We start from the raw sequence: 17,136 nt of genomic DNA, 5'->3' as shown, positions 1-17,136 counted from the left end.
GCGAGTGCGGAGGCGTGTATGTCGCTGAGTGTTTTTGATCTGTTCAAGGTAGGGATCGGCCCCTCCAGTTCGCACACGGTCGGGCCGATGCGGGCGGCGGCGCGTTTTGCCGAGGGGCTCAGGGACCAGGGCTTGTTGCCTCAGGTGGAAAGCGTGCGGGCCGAGCTGTACGGCTCGCTGGGCGCCACCGGCAAGGGCCACGGTAGCGACAAGGCGGTGCTGCTGGGGCTTGAGGGGGAGCACCCGGACACCGTCGAAACCTCGATGGTAGCCGACCGCCTGGGCATGATTCGCCAGCGCGGAAGGCTGTCGCTGCTGGGCGAAAAAAGCATCCGCTTCGTCGAGAAAGAGCACCTGGCAATGATCCGCAAGCCGTTGCCCTATCACCCCAACGGCATGATTTTGCGCGCCTTCGATGCGGCCGGCTTGCAGCTGTGCAGCCGTGAGTATTACTCGGTGGGAGGCGGTTTTGTGGTGGACGAGGCGGCGGTCGGTGTCGACCGTATCGTCGAAGACCGCACGCCGCTGCGCTTTCCGTTTCTCAGTGGCCGCGAGTTGCTCGCGCAATGCACCCAGCACGGTCTTTCGATCAGCCAGTTGATGGCCGAGAACGAGACCGCCTGGCGCAGCGCGGAGCAGACCCGTGAGGGCCTGCTGCACATCTGGCAGGTAATGCAGGACTGCGTAAAGGCCGGCTGCCGTACCGAAGGGATCATGCCCGGCGGGCTTAAGGTCAGGCGCCGTGCGGCGGCCTTGCATCGCCAGCTCAATGCCAGTCCTGAAGCCAGCCTGCGCGACAGCCTCTCGGTGCTCGACTGGGTCAACCTCTACGCGCTGGCGGTGAACGAGGAAAACGCCAGTGGCGGGCGCGTGGTCACCGCGCCCACCAACGGTGCGGCCGGGATCATCCCGGCGGTGCTGCACTACTACACACGTTTTGTGCCGGGGGCCAACGAAGACGGCGTGGTGCGCTTTCTGCTCACGGCTGCGGCCATCGGCATTCTGTACAAGGAAAACGCCTCGATCTCCGGTGCCGAAGTCGGCTGTCAGGGCGAGGTCGGGGTGGCCTGTTCGATGGCGGCCGGGGCCCTGTGCGAAGTACTCGGCGGCAGTGTGCAGCAAGTGGAAAACGCCGCCGAAATCGGCATGGAGCACAACCTCGGGCTGACCTGCGACCCGATTGGCGGGCTGGTTCAGGTGCCCTGTATCGAGCGCAATGCCATGGGCTCGGTCAAGGCCATCAATGCCGCGCGCATGGCCTTGCGCGGGGATGGTCAGCACTTCGTGTCGCTCGACAAGGTGATCCGCACCATGCGCCAGACCGGCGCCGACATGAAAAGCAAATACAAAGAGACTGCCCGCGGCGGGCTGGCAGTCAACATCATCGAATGCTAGGAGTCACCCATGTCCACTGAACAACTACAACAAACACCGTTGCATGGTCTGCACCTGGAACTGGGCGCGCGCATGGTGCCGTTCGCCGGCTACGCCATGCCGGTGCAGTACCCGCTGGGTGTACTCAAGGAGCACTTGCACACCCGTGAGCAGGCCGGGCTGTTCGACGTCTCGCACATGGGCCAGATCCGCCTGCGTGGCGCCCAGGCGGCCAAGGCGCTGGAGGCGCTGGTGCCGGTCGACATCATCGACCTGCCGGTGGGCATGCAGCGTTATGCGCTGTTCACCAACGCCGAAGGCGGCATCCTCGATGACCTGATGGTCGCCAACCTCGGCAACGATGAACTGTTCCTGGTGGTCAACGCCGGCTGCAAAGACCAGGACCTGACCCACCTGCGGCAGCACCTGGAAGGGCAGTGCGAGGTCGAATCGCTGTTCGACAGCCGCGCCTTGCTCGCCCTGCAGGGGCCGGCGGCGGCCAAGGTGCTGGCGCGCCTGGCGCCTGAGGTCGGCAGTATGACCTTCATGCAGTTCGCCCCGGTGCGCTTGCTGGGTGTCGACTGCTACGTCAGCCGCTCGGGTTACACCGGTGAGGATGGCTACGAGATTTCCGTACCGGCAGAGGCTGCGCAAATGCTCGCGCGCTCGTTGCTGGCCGAGCCCGAGGTCGAAGCCATCGGCCTGGGCGCCCGTGACTCGCTGCGCCTGGAAGCGGGCCTGTGCCTGTACGGCCATGACATGGACGCGACCACCACGCCGATCGAAGCCAGCCTGACCTGGGCGATTTCCAAGGCCCGGCGTGCCGATGGCGTACGCGCCGGCGGCTTTCCCGGTGCCGAACGGATCTTTGCCCAGCAGCGTGAAGGTGTGGCCAGCAAGCGCGTCGGCCTGTTGCCCAGTGAGCGGGTGCCGGTGCGCGAAGGCGCATTGATCGTCGATGCCCGTGAGCAGGTGATCGGTCGTGTCACCAGCGGCGGCTTCGGCCCGAGCCTGGGTGGGCCGCTGGCGATGGGCACTGTGCAAAGCGAATATGCGGCACTGGAGACTGAAGTCTTTGCCCAGGTACGCGGCAAGTTGGTGCCGATGCGCGTGGTGCGCACGCCGTTCGTGGCCCAGCGTTACTACCGTGGTTGAGCAGGGGATGAGCATGAACCCAAGCCAGTCTGTCGCCACGCGCCCGCAACCGCTGCAGGCCGGGGTGAAGCTGCGCGGCGCCGAGAAGGTGGCGCGCATTCCGGTGAAGATCCTGCCCACCGAAGAGGTGCCACGCAAGCCTGACTGGATTCGCGTGGAGATTCCCACCGCACCCGAGGTGGCGCGGGTCAAGGCGCTGCTGCGCAAGCACAAGCTGCACAGCGTCTGCGAAGAAGCGTCCTGCCCGAACCTGGGCGAGTGCTTTTCCGGTGGTACGGCAACCTTCATGATCATGGGCGACATCTGCACCCGCCGGTGTCCGTTCTGTGATGTCGGCCATGGCCGGCCCAAGCCACTGGACGCTGACGAGCCGAAGAACCTGGCGATTGCCATCGCTGACTTGCGCCTGAAGTACGTGGTCATCACCTCGGTGGACCGTGATGATTTGCGCGACGGTGGCGCCCAGCACTTCGTCGACTGCCTGCGGGAAATCCGCAAGTTGTCGCCGGGCATCCAGCTGGAAACCCTGGTGCCGGATTACCGCGGGCGCATGGATGTGGCCCTGGCGATCACCGAGCAGGAACCGCCGGACGTGTTCAACCACAACCTGGAGACCGTGCCACGCCTGTACAAGGCCGCCCGGCCGGGTTCGGACTTCGAGTGGTCGCTGGATCTGCTCGAGCGCTTCAAGCAACGTGTGCCGGGGGTGCCGACCAAGTCCGGGCTGATGCTCGGGCTGGGCGAGACCGATGACGAAGTGATCGAGGTGATGCAGCGCATGCGCGAACATCAGGTCGACATGCTCACCCTCGGGCAGTACCTGCAGCCGTCGCGCAGCCATCTGCCGGTGCAGCGCTTTGTGCACCCGGATACCTTCGCCTGGTTTGCCGAACAGGCGTTGGCGATGGGCTTCCGGAATGTCGCGTCGGGGCCGCTGGTGCGTTCTTCCTACCATGCCGACCAGCAAGTGAACGCGCTTTAACTGGCCTGGATGAAGGAGGCAGCGTCACCGTGGCCTGGGGTAATTCATGCCGGCCACGGTGCCAAACGCTTGCTTGTTACTCCTTTAACCGGCCTTGATGTCGCCGCAGAAAATCGCACGGCTGCCGTCTGCCGGGCTGGTGCGAACGAGCAGGGCATAGTCACCCTTGCTTAGTTCGCTCAAGGCTACAGGGGCTTGCGCCCACAGCTTGGTGCGTGGTGCCATCGAGGGGTAGTCGACGCTGTTGGCCTGTTGCGTGGTGTAGGCCGGCTGCGCCGCCAGGTGCTGACACGAACCGGCGTAGATGGCCGTATCGAGGCGACTGGGCAGGGCCAGGTCGTGTGGCACGCCACCGACGTTGAGCATGATGCTGGTTTGCGTGCCCGCCGGGCTGAGGGTAGCCCGGGCGATATGCTGAGCGTTTTCCGGGGTAGCCTGGAGGGGGACATCGACAACCTCGGTGCTTGCGCAACCTGAAATTGCCCCGACAGCGACTACCAACGCCAGCCAAGATGCTCTGTTCATCACAGATCTCCTGAGTTGAGGTGCGTTGATTTCATCCCCCTTATGCAGTGTAGTGGCCTGCTGCTGGCGCGGAATCTGGCTGATGGGTGGTCATTGTGCAGGAGCTGCTTCACCAGGGCCGCTGTGCGCCCCATCGCCGGCTAGCGCGAAGCGCTCGTAGAATCCAGCAACCCACACAGCCTTCAGCGCAGCGCCGACACATCCCCCGCCTGCTCCTTCAGCCAGTTGATAAAAGCCTGCACATGCGCCTGGCGCAGCGCTTGCGGTCGGCTCACCGCGTAGTAGGCAAACCGCGCTGGCCAGGGCCTGTCCAATGCAATCACCAGGGTGCCGTTTTCAAGGTCCTCACGGGCATGGTTGTCCTGCACCAGGGCGATGCCTTGCCCGGTGACGGCCGCGCGCAACAACAGCAGTTCCTCGTCAAAACTCGGGCCGCGGCGGGCGCTGCTGTCTACGTCGACGCCATGGGCTTGCAGCCACAGTGCCCAATCAGCGCGATCGGAGTCCTGCAGCAGCGGGTAATGCAGGCAGTCCAGCGGGTGGCTGATCGGCGGCCCGCTGGCCAGCAATGCCGGGCTGGCCACCGGCACCAGTACCGGCGCCAGCAGCGGGATCGACTCCAGCCCCGGGTAGTGGCCCAGGCCATGGCGCAGGGCGATGTCGACCCGCTCGCGCTGGAAATCGACCAGCTTGCCCGTTGCCTCCACGCGCACTTCGATGTCCGGATAGCGAGCGCTGAAGTCGGCCAGGCGTGGGACCAGCCAGGTGGAGGCAAACGACGGCACGGTGCTGATGGTGAGGGTCTGTTCGACCTTCATCGCCTGCAGATCTGCCAACGCGCCCTCGATCTGGCCAAACCCCCGTGACAACCCCGGGTGCAAACGCGCACCGGCTTCGGTGAGGCGCACACCCTGGCGGCTGCGCACCAGCAGTGAAACTCCGAGGCGTTCCTCCAGCTGGCGAATCTGCTGGCTGATCGCTCCAGGCGTCACGCCCAGTTGCTGCGCTGCCGCTTTCAGGCTGCCCAGGCGTGCGGTTTCAGTGAAGGCCCTTAGCGCCAGCAAGGGGAGAACAGCGCCCATCGGAAGATTCCTTGGTTTAGAAAAGCTAATGTATGAGAGGAGAACTTATCGTTTTTTTGTCAGGAGTAACCGCTCTAGCATGGCCGTCAGCTAATCATCGTAAACGTTAGTTTGCCTGAGGTAATGAGTCCATGCTCGATCCCGATCTCATTCTGTATACCGACAGCTCGCCCAATGGCTTCAAGATCACCATTGCGCTGGAAGAAATGGGGCTCGCCTACACGCTGCACCACGTGCGTATTGACCTGGACGAACACCGGCAACCGCCGTTCCTGGCCCTCAACCCCTACGGTCGTATTCCGGTGCTGGTGGACCGCGGGCGTGGCATCACCCTGTTCGAGTCAGCGGCCATTCTCCTGTACCTCGCTCAGAAGAGCGGGCAACTGCACGACCCGCATCCGCAAGCACACTGGACAACCATTACCTGGCTGATGTTTCACAGCGCGAGCATGGGCCCGTTACTGGGGCAGCGTGTGCACTTCGAGTGCTTTGATAAAACAGCCAACCCTGCAGCCATCAGCCGCTACCGGCAACTCACCGAGGCGGCCTTCGCCACCCTCGACCAGCACCTGGCAACCCAGCCGTGGCTGGCAGGGCAGGCCTATTCGATTGCCGACATCGCCACGTTCGGCTGGATGCATATCGCCCGGTTGGTGGCCTTCGACTTCAGCCGTTACCTCCACCTGAGTGACTGGTACGCGCGCATCAACCAGCGCCCGGCGGTGCAGCGGGGCATTCGTTTGCCCGCACCGGCAACAGGCCCCTGAACCCCAGCATCAAGGAAGTGCCATGAACGCGACAACCCATCGTTTTACCGCCCCTGTAACACGCGGTGCCAACGCCTCTGCGTTTGCCGGCCACCCCGGCTACCGGCGCATGTTTGCCCCCGATCAACTCACCCTGGGGATTTTCCTGCCACTGCGCTTTTTTTCTGGCGACATGGCCGTTCTGATCGGCCAGGCACAGCAGGTCAGTGAAATCGACCGCCTGGGCTTCGCTGCCGCCTGGGTGCGGGATGTACCGTTGTTCGATCCTGCGTTCGGCGATGCCGGGCAAGTGTTCGACCCCTTTACCTACCTGGCTTACCTGGCCGCGCAAACACGGCAGATTGCGCTGGTGACCGGCAGCGCGATCTTCTCGCTGCGCCATCCCATCGACCTGGCGAAATCGGCGGCGACACTCGATTGCCTGTCTGGCGGCCGCCTAGTGATGGGCATCGCCACGGGCGACCGGGCCGTGGAGTTTCCGGCCTACGGCCTGGCGCATGCCGAACGGGGTGAACGGTTTGCGCAGTCGGTGGACTACTTTCGGCAACTGCTGGCCGCTTCGCCCGCGAACATTCAGTCGCCCTTGGGACGCTTGAGCGAAGCACAGTTGCTGCCCAAGCCCGTCACCGGGCGTATTCCGCTCATCGTCACCGGCTCATCGCAGCAATCGATGGCGTGGCTGGGTGAGCAGGCCGACGGCTGGCTGACCTTTCCCGACGCTACCCATAACATCCTGGGGCCCCGGCGCCTGGCAGAAAAGATCCGCGCCTGGCGTGCGGCGATTCCCGGTGGCGGCTTTCGCCCGCACATGACCAACGAATGGATTGATTTGGCCGATGACCCGAACTTCCCGCGTACGCCACTGCAGGGCGGTTATGTCCTCAAGACCGGCCGCAATGGCTTGATCGACCTGCTGGGCGAATGGCGTGATGCCGGGGTCAATCATGCCGCGCTGGGCATCCAGATGGCGCAGCGGCCGGTTGCGCAGATCATTCAGGAACTGGCAGAAGAGGTGTTGCCGCATTTCCCGGCGCTGGCCGGGCCGGAGCCGCTGATGCAGCAGTGGTAGATGAGGGAAAGCGAATCGACACACATGCCGTCACGGTCAGCGCTGGCGGCACGTGTGTTCGTGGATGAAACCTAGAACCGCCAGGTCGCACCACCGCCGATGATGTGCAGCGCCGCGTTTTTGTAGGTGCCGGAAAGGGTATCGCCCGAACGCGCCTTGGTCTGGTCGACGTCCATATCGCCCAGCCACACCAGGGTGTAGGCCATGTGCACATCAAGGCCTTTTTCCAGTTCGTAGTTGATCCCGGTCGCCAGGCGCCAGGCTTCGCCCATGGGGTTGTCTACGGTGCGGTCCTTGTCATCCACCGCCGAACTGTCGTAGCCCAGGCCGACACTCCAGCGCAGGCGCGGGTCGATCTGGTACTGGGCGCCCAGCGAGGCGTGCCAGGTGTCTTTGTATTTGCGGCTGACCGAGCGGCTGACGTCACCTGCGGCATCGGTGTCCACGTCCACGCCAATCTCGCCGAACTCGCTCCAGTCCTGCCAGCCGAGGCTACCGAGCAGCTTCCATTGATCATCAAGGTCATGCGCGACGCTGAACAGCACGGTCTGCGGCACCGACATGTCCAGCTCCAGGTCGTCCACGTCCAGGCGCCTGAGCGCCGCGTTGATGATCGGGTTGTCGACCTTGTGCACGCTGGGGCGGTCTTTGAACTCCAGGTCGACCTTGCTGGTGTAGGCGAGGCCCAACTGGGTGCGCGGGCCCAGGCGGTAGTGCACGCCGACGTTGACCCCGGTGCCGACATCGGTGTCCTTGTATTCCAGTTGCCCGTCGGGGCTGTCGCGCAGGCCGAGCAGGTTGTTGTTGATGGCCATCTCGGTGCGGTAGTAGGCATACATGATGCGTGGGCCAATGCCCACCGAGAGGTCATCGGTAAATTTGTAGGCGAAGGTTGGCTGGAACGACACGCCGATCACGGCGGCTTCCTGGGTGAAATAGCGACCGGTCCAGTCGTCGTCATAGTCCAGCGCCAGGCCGAAGTTGCCGTACATGCCAAAGCCGACGGCCGAGCGCTCGTCGATCTGGTGGCTGACGAACAGGCTGGTGCCGGGCAGGTATTCAAGGGCGTTGCCGCCTTCGTTGCCGCTGAACTGGTTGTTGCTGTCGCGAGAAAATTTCAGGTCGCCAAGAATCAGCTGGCCGCTGGCGCTGATCTGGGTGCCCTGCAACTGGGTGATGGCGGCGGGGTTGCTCATCAGCACGCTGGGGTCAGTGGCAAGTGCCGCAGAACCTGCGTTGGCCAGGCCCATGCCTTCCTGGCCGGCCTCATAGATGAATATACCGCCGGCCCATGATTTTGCGCTGAGTAGGCACAGGCACACAGCAAGACCGGTTAGGTGTTGACCCTGTGCAAGGTAACCCGATTTACGTTTCATCCAGCCTCCCGAACAGTCACCCCGCGGGCTTGCTTGCCCATCGAATCATGGCGGGTCAATGGCCAGGCACAACCCCGGGGTGCCGTCACTGGCGGGGCTGTACCAGGCAGGTAGACGCACTGTCTTATTTCTTGGTTTTGAGCTGCTCAAAGGACTTGGCCATGTCGATCGCCCAGCCGTCGAGTACCGCCTTGGCGTCTTTGGCGGTCATCACCTGGTCGGAGTTTTCCAGGTCGGAACCGGCGCCTTTGCGCACGACCTGAGCGACGACCTTGCCGCTGTCGGAGTCGATGAACGCCGCTTCGGTTGACAGGCTGGTGTCCTGGTCGCGAATGCCGGTCGCGGTGCTGACGCCAGCGGCAATCAGGGCAATCGGGATCACTTCATACGGGCGCAGGCCTTTGGTCGATGCGCTCACGGCGGTGATCGCCGGGCGCACGATCAGCACGCCAGGGCCCGGGCCCTTGGCCAGCGGCAGCTCTTTGGCAAATTCGTTTTGCAGGGACTGGTTGTAGTAGCGGGTGATGCCTTGCAGGGTGGTGTCCGGAATCTTGTCGGTTGCTTGTGGCTTGGGATAGAACTGGCTCGACTCTATGTACACACTGTTGAACTTGCCGACGTTCACCGACGGGTCAATCCAGCGCATGACCGGTGCGCCGGAAGGCGACTCGGCTTCTTTGAGCGCGCTGTAGTTTTTCAGGAATCCGGAGTACTGGTCGGGTTCCACGTACTTGTTTGCACAGCCGGACAGCGCCAGCGAGGTCACGCACAACGTAAACAACAGGTGCTTCGACTTCATGGTGTAGCTCCTTGGGACAGATCTGAGTCGTGTGTACGTTCGAATCCTGGCGAGCGTATGCGCGGTTTCCACGGTGCGCAGCAGTCGTTATATAGCGCTATTGATCAGCAGCCAGTCAGGGGAGTGAAGGAATAGAAATAACCGTAGATGGTTATCGCCAAGTTACAAGCTGTGGCAAAGGACAACCGTGCAATTTTTCGGCAGGCGATGACGGCGCGGCGGGGAGGGATAACCGGCCGCGCAGTGCTGTTCAGCGCTGTTGCATCAAGCCGTGCAATACGCCGAAACGCAGGCCTGGTTCGGAGGGGGTCATGTCGCGGATGGCGAATACCTTGAACGCGGCCAGCATCACTGCAAGCCCGCCCGGCAACACGCTCTGGCGATGCGCTTGCAGGCCGCCCAGCTTGATGTTGCCGACGTGCCCGGCCTCAAGCAGCAGCAACGACAGGCGCAGCAGGCCGCTGTAGGTGATGCCACCTTCGCCATAGTCGTTCAGGGCATTGGCCCTGAGCACCTTGGCCAGCATGCGTGCGGTGCCAGAGGAACCGATCGCCTGCTGCCAGCCCAGCTGGCGGTAGCGGCGGGCGACCGTCTCAAATTGCAGGATGGCATTGCGCTCGGCCTGCTGCAGCGCCTGCGGCGAGACATGGCCGCCAGGAAAGAAGCGCGTGCTCCAGGTACCGCTGCCGACGTTGATGCTCTCGGTCAGCAAGGGCTGGTCACCCCAGCCCAGGATCAATTCGGTGGAGCCGCCACCGATATCCACCACCAGGCGCATCTTGTCGGGAGAGGGGCTGCGGTGGGTGACGCCGGTGTACACCAGGCGGGCTTCTTCCTGGCCGGAGATGACGTCGATGGGAAAACCCAGGTGACGCTCGGCGTCACCGAGAAACACCTGGGCATTGGCTGCCTCGCGTACGGCGCTGGTGGCTACCGCGCGTACACGGCCGGCCTCGAAGCCACGCAGCTTTTTGCCAAATCGCGCCAGGGCCTGCCAGCCCCGGTCCAGCGCCGAGTCGTCGAGGGCACCGTCTTGCAAACCTTCGGCCAGACGGACGGGTTCGCGCAAGGATTTCACCTCCTCGATCACGAACTGGCGATTGCGCCTGGCCGGCTGACCGATCATCAGACGAAACGCGTTCGAGCCCAGGTCGATGGCCGCAAAAAGAGAGGTGTCTCCTTTCATTGGGTGTGTCCTTGCAAGTTCATCCGTCAGCAGACAGAGGCTCTCTGGCGAGTTGCGGAGATCTTCCACCCGGTTGATGACATAAAGATGACAGCCGATGACAGAGGTCCGGCTGTCATCGCTGATTTTTTACAAAGACTTCAGGTGCTTACGCCTTACAACGGCGAAATGGTCCCCAAGGCGCCAATGCCGATGGCGAGCAGCAGAAAACCGACCACGAAAATCGCAAGCTTGCCCATATGAACTCCGAACGGTGAGGGTGCTTTATTGTCGGAGTGTGCGGGCATTCATTACAGATGCAGATAGCGCATAAAAATACGGATCAGAATGAAAACGCCCCGAGCTGAGCGAACAGGTCGGGGCGTTTTTCTACGCGGCGGTATGGCCGGGGCGGTGGTGTTACGCCAGGTCGAAACGGTCCAGGTTCATGACTTTGTGCCAGGCGGCGACGAAGTCATTGACGAACTTCTGTTGCGCATCGCTGCTGGCGTATACCTCGGCCAGCGCGCGCAGTTGCGCATGCGAGCCAAACACCAGATCAACGCGGGTACCGGTCCACTTCGGCGCACCGGTTTTGCGGTCGTGGCCCTGGAAGCTGTCGTTGGCGCTGGAGGTGGGTTTCCATTCCACGTTCATGTCCAGCAGGTTCTTGAAGAAGTCGTTGGTCAACTGCCCAGGCCGCTGGGTGAACACGCCATGTGCGCTTTGCCCGGCGTTGGCCCCCAGTACGCGCAGGCCGCCGATCAATACCGTCAGTTCCGGTGCGGTGAGCGTCAGCAGTTGTGCTTTGTCCAGCAACAGCGCTTCGGGGCGAACCTTGACCCCGGCTTTGACAAAGTTGCGGAAACCGTCGGCAACCGGTTCCAGGAAGCCGAACGACTCGACGTCGGTCTGCTCCTGGCTGGCATCGGCACGGCCGGGCGAGAAGGGCACGGTGACGTTGAAACCGGCATCTTTCGCAGCCTTTTCGACACCGGCGCCACCGGCCAGCACGATCAGGTCGGCCAGGGAAATCTGCTTGCCGCCACTGTTGAACTCACCCTGGATGTTTTGCAGCACACCCAGCACCTTGGCCACTTGCGCGGGTTGGTTGGCTTCCCAGTCCTTTTGCGGAGCCAGGCGCAGGCGCCCGCCGTTGGCGCCACCGCGTTTGTCAGAACCGCGGAAGCACGATGCCGCTGCCCATGCGGTAGACACCAACTCGCCAACAGAAAGCCCCGAAGCCAGCACCTTGCTTTTCAGCGCTGCCACGTCGGCGTCGTTGACCAGGGCATGGCTGACGGCCGGGATCGGGTCTTGCCAGAGCAGTTCTTCGGTGGGATTTTCCGGGCCCAGGTAGCGCGACAGCGGGCCCATGTCACGGTGGATGAGCTTGTACCAGGCCCGTGCGAAGGCGTCGGCCAACTGCTCGGGGTTGTCTTTGAAGCGTCGGGCGATGGGTTCGTAGATCGGGTCGAAGCGCAGGGCCAGGTCAGAGGTCAGCATCCTCGGTTCCTGCTTTTTCGACGTGTCGAAGGCGTGCGGAATCTCACCTGCACCGGCACCGTTTTTAGGCTTCCACTGGTGGGCGCCGGCCGGGCTCTTGGTCAGTTCCCACTCGAAGCCGAAGAGGTTTTCCAGGAAGTGGTTGCTCCACTGCGTGGGTGTCTGGGTCCAGGTCACTTCCAGGCCGCTGGTGATCGCGTCGGCGCCCTTGCCGGAACCAAATGAGTTTCGCCAGCCCAGGCCCTGTTCCTCCAGACCTGCCGCTTCCGGCTCGGGGCCGACGTTGTCAGCGGGGCCTGCGCCGTGGGTTTTGCCGAAGGCATGACCGCCGGCGATCAGCGCCACGGTTTCTTCATCATCCATGGCCATACGGCCAAAGGTGTCGCGGATGTCCTTGGCCGAGGCGATCGGGTCGGGGTTGCCTTCGGGGCCTTCGGGGTTAACGTAAATCAGGCCCATCTGCACGGCAGCCAGCGGGTTTTCCAGGTTGCGCTCGCCACTGAGGTTGCGGCTTTCTTCCTCGCCATGTTTCGACGGGTCGGCCACCACCGGTGCATCCCCGGGAGGCTGGGCTTTGCCGTAGCGGGCGTCGCCGCCCAGCCAGACGGTTTCGGTACCCCAGTACACGTCTTCATCCGGTTCCCATACATCGGCGCGACCGCCGGAGAAGCCGAATGTCTTGAAGCCCATGGATTCAAGGGCAACGTTACCGGCCAGCACGATCAGGTCGGCCCATGAAATGTTGCGGCCATACTTTTGCTTGATCGGCCAGAGCAGGCGCCGGGCCTTGTCCAGGCTGACGTTGTCGGGCCAGCTGTTGAGCGGGGCGAAGCGCTGCTGGCCGGAGCCGGCGCCGCCACGGCCATCACCGGTACGGTAGGTCCCGGCACTGTGCCAGGACATGCGGATGAACAGTGGGCCATAGTGACCGAAGTCGGCCGGCCACCAGTCCTGGGAATCGGTCATCAGGGCCCGCAGGTCCTGCTTGAGAGCAGCGAAGTCGAGGCTCTTGAAGGCCTTGGCGTAGTCAAAGTCCTTGTCCATCGGATCGGACAGAGACGAGTGTTGATGCAGGATCTTCAGGTTCAGCTGGTCGGGCCACCAGTCTCGGTTGGTGGTGCCGCCGCCAGCGCTGTGGTTGAACGGGCATTTTGACTCGTTTGACATGACTGTTTCACCTCTGGATGGACTCACCCCACAATCCGACCCGTCGTGCCAACCGGGTAGAGATGAGTGAAATCAATGACATCGGTTCAAGGCCAGCGGTTCGATCAACGAATCGGTGATGGCCATCACGGACAATGGAGCATAGCGGCAATCTCGTTATCGGACAGTTGCAACACGGCGAAGAGGACGGCTGTAGCCGCTTTATTACCGCCTCCCCAGAAGCCAGCCGGCCGGTTCAGTGCAGCGATAAATATAGGCTAGACCTGGGTAAGCGCGAGGGCTAATAGCGCCAGTATTGGGTGTTGATAGAGGCGCTCTTTCAATGTGGGGGGTGGTTTGGGAAATCTGCGAGTGCTTCGCACTCGATCGCAGGCTGCGCCAGCTCCCACAAAGGTCCCACCTGCACCGCCCCTTGATCAACAGGTGGCGTCAAACGCCGGGTGATACTTGACCGTACCTGTCGGCACCTCGCCGGCAAACGCCAGTGCCTGAAAGTACTCCGCAGGAACGCCGGGCAACTCAAGGCCCGGGTGAGCCTTGAAGCCGAAGCGGCCATAGTAGCCAGGGTCGCCCAGCAGCACGCAACCGGCAGCGCCCATCTGGCGCAGCGCGTCCAGAGCCGCGTTCATCAACGCTGCGCCTATGCCTTGACCCTGACGATCCGGCCGCACCGAAATCGGGCCCAGGCCATACCAGCCGCGTGCACCCGAAGAAACGGTCACCGGTGACACGGCCACATGACCGATGATCTCGCCATTCTCCACGGCCACCAGCGAGATGCTCAACTGCTCGGCGTTGCGCAACGCATTGACGATGAACTGCTCGGTATGACTGCTGTGTTCGGTGTGCTCGAATGCAGCCTCGGTCAGCTGTGTAATGCTATCGATGTCTTCAGGCTGCTCGTTGCGAATCAAGATATTCATGCGCTCTGTCATTCCGGGGTGGTGAGTGGTGTTTGAAAGCCAGCCCTCGCCAGGCTTGGCGTGCTCTGCGGGCATTGTCCTTGTAACATGCCTCACTTGCCCATCATGTTCGAGCCTGAAAAATGGATGTTCACGTGTTGCTCACCTATGTTCTGGTTGCCGCGATTGCCATCGCCAGCCCCGGCCCGGCCACGTTGATGGCGATCAACAACAGCCTGGCCTATGGCCCGCGGGCTGCGCTGTGGTCGTCCATTGGCAACGCCTGCGGGCTGTTTTGTCTGTCGGCTGCGGCGATGCTTGGGCTGGGTGCCTTGCTGGCCAGTTCCGAGTGGATGTTCAACGTCGTGAAGATCGCCGGTGCCGGCTACCTGTTTTACCTGGGCGCCAAACAGCTGTTGCGCAAAGCGCCGATGCTGGCGGCCGAGGGGCTGGCCGATCAGACCGCCAGCCGGCCGTCCCGCCTTAAACTGTTCAAATCGGCGTTCCTGACTGCCGCGACCAACCCCAAGGCGACCATGTTCTTCTCGGCACTGTTCCCGCAGTTCCTCGACCAGAGCGCCGCCTTGCTTCCACAGTTCCTGTTGCTCACATCGATCTTCATGGGCCTGTCGCTGACCTCGCTGACGCTGTATGCCGCGTTGGCTTCACGCGCCAAGGGCGTACTGACACGGCCACGGTTCTCGCTGTGGGTGAGCAGGGTGGTGGGGTCGACCTTCATCGGCTTTGGCGCAGCCATCCTGGCCATGCGCAGGCAAACGGCCTGAGGGGAGGGGCCGTCTTCACTGCAGCAACGAAGCGGCCTTAAGCAGATCGAACAGCCCTTCAGGGACCAGTGGTGAGTCATCGGTGAAACTGCCGCCGTCGAGCCACATGGCCTTGAACGCCGCACCATCGGATTCGTGGCCGATCAGCCAGGGCTCTGCATAGAGACTCATGTCGCTGAAACGTGCGTCGTATACCTGGACGATCTCGTGACCGGGTTTGCCGTCGTAGGTGAAGATGCTCTCCAGCGTTCCGATCAGGCGAATATCGGTGATCACCTGGTTCAGTTCTTCCTGAACTTCCCTGGCGACGGCGTCGATGCTGCGCTCACCGAATTCGATGCCGCCACCGAGAGGGCGGTGGAGCGTTTGCAGGGTTTGCGTGTCGACAAAGCGGTTGACCAGGATCTTGCCCTGATGATGAAAAATACACAGGGCGAGGGCGCGAATGCGGGGGGCTGACACGGGCCAAATTCCTTTTGCGAGTGAGCGGCGCGCGAAGATACGTGAAGGGCCCAGCTTCGGCAATTATTTGGCGTACGCGCCCGAGTGGGTATGATGGCCGGCCGTCATTGCTGATAAGGAAATCGCCATGCGCCCTGACAAGGCCTGCCCCGTGGTGCTCTCACGCGCGCAGGTTCCCGGAATCCTGTTGTTCCGCCATCCGTTGGCAGGGGTGCAACTGGTCAAAGGCACCATAGAACAGGGCGAATCACCGCGTGAGGCCGCCTTGCGTGAACTGAGAGAAGAGTCCGGCATCGGCCCGGCTACGATCAGCGATGACCTGGGCTGCTGGGAGGCGGGACATCGTGGCCAGGTCTGGTCGTTCCACCTGTGTGAGACAGGGGAGGCACTACCTGAGCAGTGGTCGCACCAGACCACGGACGACTACGGTCACCGGTTCGCGTTTTTCTGGGCGCCGCTCGATCAGTTGCCCTATGCCGATTGCCACCCCGTCTTTCAGCGCGCGCTGGACTTTTTATCTGCCGCACTGAAAGCGCGTGGCCACTGGGTTGAGGCGCAGCGTTGATTCATCCAGCGCTTGGCGCTAAAGTTCGGCCTCGGGCGTACGCTGCGCCCGCGGTCCGCGCGAAGGGGTAACCCAGGCATGCTTGAACCCTATTTCATTCCAACTCCCGGCTTGTCGGCGGACCGAGCCCTGTAAGGAGTTGGCATGCCTGCCACCTATACTTCCCGTCATCACGGACTGCTCGATTTACCTTCACTGCGCAAGCGCGCCAAGCGTCTTCTCAAGGCCCTGAAAAACAACGAGGCAGATGATGCCCGTGCGCAACTGTCCGCACTGGGGTTGCCCGGTCCTGACTATCGCCTCGCCGACACGCAGTGGCTGGTGGCGCGCGAGGCGGGTTTTGCCAGCTGGCCGAAGCTGATCGCTCATGCCGATCGCGTTGCTTTCACCGCCCGCCATCCCGATTTTGCCGCGACGGGGGAGGCCACCGTTCAGCACTGGCGTTGTGGTAACGACATCGAGCACAGGCTGCGCACCGCAGGTTTTTCGGGGGCGTTTCAAATGTTCGATGACCCGATGGTGATGGGCCCGGTGCCTGCGCTGCCCGATGATGAGTACTGGGCGGTGCGGGCCGCTTATGCACAACAGGCGTTCGCGCTGTCTGCCCGCGATATTGCCCAGCGACAGGCGCCGCAGCGTGAGGCACTGGCGCGATTGAACGCAGACAGTGAGTTGGTGCTGTGGTGCGAGGCTGACGCCTACGATCAGCTGTTTCTGATCCGGGTACTGGCAAGCCTGCCCCGTGTGCCGCGTCGGCTGGAACTGATTGAAACCAACCAGGTACCCGGGGTGCAGCGCTTCATCGGCATTGGCCAACTGGCGCCGGACCTGCTTGCCTGGCTCTGGCCGCAACGTCGCGCACTGGGTGAGGACGCGCTGGCGCTCGCGCGTGAGGCGTGGGCAGCGTACACCGCCTCAGACCCAAGCGACTGGGCGAACCTGGCTGCGCGACAGCATCCCGTACTGCCTTTGCTGGGCCCCGCGCTGGCGCGGCAGTTGCAGGAGCTTCCCGGCGTCGACGATGGCTTGAGCCTGACGCTACGGCTGGTGCTGCGTATCCTCGCCGCCGAGGGGGAGCTGGCGGCCGGTAAGGTGTTTGACCATTTGATGATGAGCTACGATCCCTTGCCTTGTTTGGGTGACCTGATGTTTCACGCACTGCTGCAGCCATTGATCCATGCCCCCAGGCCGCTGCTGGCCGAAACACCGGGCAACGATTGGCGACAGCGCCACCTGCGACTGACTGAACTCGGCGAGCAGGTGCTGCTCGGGCGCTCGAACTGGCTCGACCTGTCGCCGGCAGATCGCTGGGTGGGCGGTGTGCATGTCGTTGCCGATCAGTCGCCGTGGGTGGTAAGTGTGAAAGGTGAAGTAAGGCGTCGCTGAGGCGCATCTTCCGGGGCGCGGCGCTGTACCTGCAGGAGCGGCTTCAGCCGCGAACTCGGGCGCAGCCCG

16 protein-coding genes are annotated in these 17,136 nt (G+C 62.9%); 8 read left to right on the top strand and 8 right to left on the bottom strand.

Going from position 1 to position 17,136, the window contains the following annotated elements:
* The first annotated feature begins 18 nt into the window (after positions 1-18).
* From DM813_RS12075 to lipA, 3 genes are read left to right on the top strand one after another with little or no spacing between them, the layout of a single operon-like run.
* Complete coding sequence (locus DM813_RS12075; RefSeq protein ID WP_128323623.1) at positions 19-1,395, top strand: L-serine ammonia-lyase; 1,377 nt, start codon at positions 19-21, stop codon at positions 1,393-1,395.
* A gap of 9 nt (positions 1,396-1,404) precedes the next feature.
* Complete coding sequence (gene gcvT / locus DM813_RS12070) at positions 1,405-2,529, top strand: glycine cleavage system aminomethyltransferase GcvT (protein WP_128323622.1); 1,125 nt, start codon at positions 1,405-1,407, stop codon at positions 2,527-2,529.
* A 7-nt stretch (positions 2,530-2,536) separates the two neighbouring features.
* Entirely contained in the window at positions 2,537-3,511 is a 975-nt protein-coding gene (gene lipA, locus DM813_RS12065; RefSeq protein ID WP_164897237.1) for a lipoyl synthase, read from the top strand.
* Positions 3,512-3,595: 84 nt separating this feature from the next.
* Here the strand turns inward: lipA and DM813_RS12060 are convergent, their stop codons facing one another.
* The gene (locus tag DM813_RS12060; RefSeq protein WP_128323621.1) at positions 3,596-4,036 is read right to left on the bottom strand and encodes a hypothetical protein; all 441 of its coding nucleotides are present in this window, start codon (positions 4,034-4,036) and stop codon (positions 3,596-3,598) included.
* 182 nt (positions 4,037-4,218) lie between these two features.
* Positions 4,219-5,118: a LysR substrate-binding domain-containing protein gene (locus tag DM813_RS12055; RefSeq protein WP_128323620.1), complete on the bottom strand. Its 900-nt coding sequence runs from the start codon at positions 5,116-5,118 to the stop codon at positions 4,219-4,221.
* Positions 5,119-5,249: 131 nt separating this feature from the next.
* Between DM813_RS12055 and DM813_RS12050 the strand changes: the two genes are divergently transcribed.
* Together DM813_RS12050 and DM813_RS12045 are read left to right on the top strand one after the other, a co-directional pair.
* Positions 5,250-5,885: a glutathione S-transferase family protein gene (locus DM813_RS12050; protein WP_128323619.1), complete on the top strand. Its 636-nt coding sequence runs from the start codon at positions 5,250-5,252 to the stop codon at positions 5,883-5,885.
* A gap of 22 nt (positions 5,886-5,907) precedes the next feature.
* Entirely contained in the window at positions 5,908-6,954 is a 1,047-nt protein-coding gene (locus DM813_RS12045) for an LLM class oxidoreductase (protein WP_128323618.1), read from the top strand.
* Positions 6,955-7,025: 71 nt separating this feature from the next.
* Here the strand turns inward: DM813_RS12045 and DM813_RS12040 are convergent, their stop codons facing one another.
* The 5 genes from DM813_RS12040 to DM813_RS12020 form a co-directional block, all read right to left on the bottom strand.
* Positions 7,026-8,330, bottom strand: coding sequence for an OmpP1/FadL family transporter (locus tag DM813_RS12040; RefSeq protein WP_128323617.1), 1,305 nt, complete (start codon positions 8,328-8,330; stop codon positions 7,026-7,028).
* Positions 8,331-8,454: 124 nt separating this feature from the next.
* Positions 8,455-9,129, bottom strand: a complete 675-nt coding sequence (locus DM813_RS12035) for a DUF3313 domain-containing protein (RefSeq protein ID WP_128323616.1) — start codon at positions 9,127-9,129, stop codon at positions 8,455-8,457.
* A 250-nt stretch (positions 9,130-9,379) separates the two neighbouring features.
* Positions 9,380-10,315 carry a Ppx/GppA family phosphatase gene (locus DM813_RS12030; protein WP_128323615.1) on the bottom strand — a complete coding sequence of 312 codons (936 nt, stop codon included), beginning with the start codon at positions 10,313-10,315 and terminating at the stop codon, positions 9,380-9,382.
* Between the two features lie 399 nt (positions 10,316-10,714).
* A complete protein-coding gene (katG, locus tag DM813_RS12025) occupies positions 10,715-12,967 on the bottom strand; it encodes a catalase/peroxidase HPI (protein ID WP_128323614.1) in 2,253 nt (750 codons plus the stop codon).
* A 416-nt stretch (positions 12,968-13,383) separates the two neighbouring features.
* Positions 13,384-13,890, bottom strand: coding sequence for a GNAT family N-acetyltransferase (locus DM813_RS12020; RefSeq protein ID WP_128323613.1), 507 nt, complete (start codon positions 13,888-13,890; stop codon positions 13,384-13,386).
* A gap of 122 nt (positions 13,891-14,012) precedes the next feature.
* On the opposite strand from DM813_RS12020, the gene DM813_RS12015 reads away from it, so the two are divergent.
* A complete protein-coding gene (locus tag DM813_RS12015; protein ID WP_128323612.1) occupies positions 14,013-14,654 on the top strand; it encodes a LysE family translocator in 642 nt (213 codons plus the stop codon).
* A gap of 15 nt (positions 14,655-14,669) precedes the next feature.
* Here DM813_RS12015 and DM813_RS12010 read toward each other — a convergent pair whose 3' ends face one another.
* A complete protein-coding gene (locus DM813_RS12010; protein ID WP_128323611.1) occupies positions 14,670-15,116 on the bottom strand; it encodes an NUDIX hydrolase in 447 nt (148 codons plus the stop codon).
* Between the two features lie 127 nt (positions 15,117-15,243).
* Between DM813_RS12010 and DM813_RS12005 the strand changes: the two genes are divergently transcribed.
* Both DM813_RS12005 and DM813_RS12000 read left to right on the top strand, forming a co-directional pair.
* Positions 15,244-15,681, top strand: coding sequence for an NUDIX hydrolase (locus DM813_RS12005; RefSeq protein ID WP_128323610.1), 438 nt, complete (start codon positions 15,244-15,246; stop codon positions 15,679-15,681).
* A gap of 144 nt (positions 15,682-15,825) precedes the next feature.
* Positions 15,826-17,067, top strand: a complete 1,242-nt coding sequence (locus DM813_RS12000; protein WP_128323609.1) for a DUF1835 domain-containing protein — start codon at positions 15,826-15,828, stop codon at positions 17,065-17,067.
* The last annotated feature ends 69 nt before the right edge of the window (positions 17,068-17,136 follow it).

The sequence above is a fragment of the Pseudomonas alkylphenolica genome (assembly GCF_004025535.1).
GTDB lineage: Bacteria > Pseudomonadota > Gammaproteobacteria > Pseudomonadales > Pseudomonadaceae > Aquipseudomonas > Aquipseudomonas alkylphenolica_A.
This window is presented reverse-complemented; position numbering and strand designations above follow the sequence as displayed.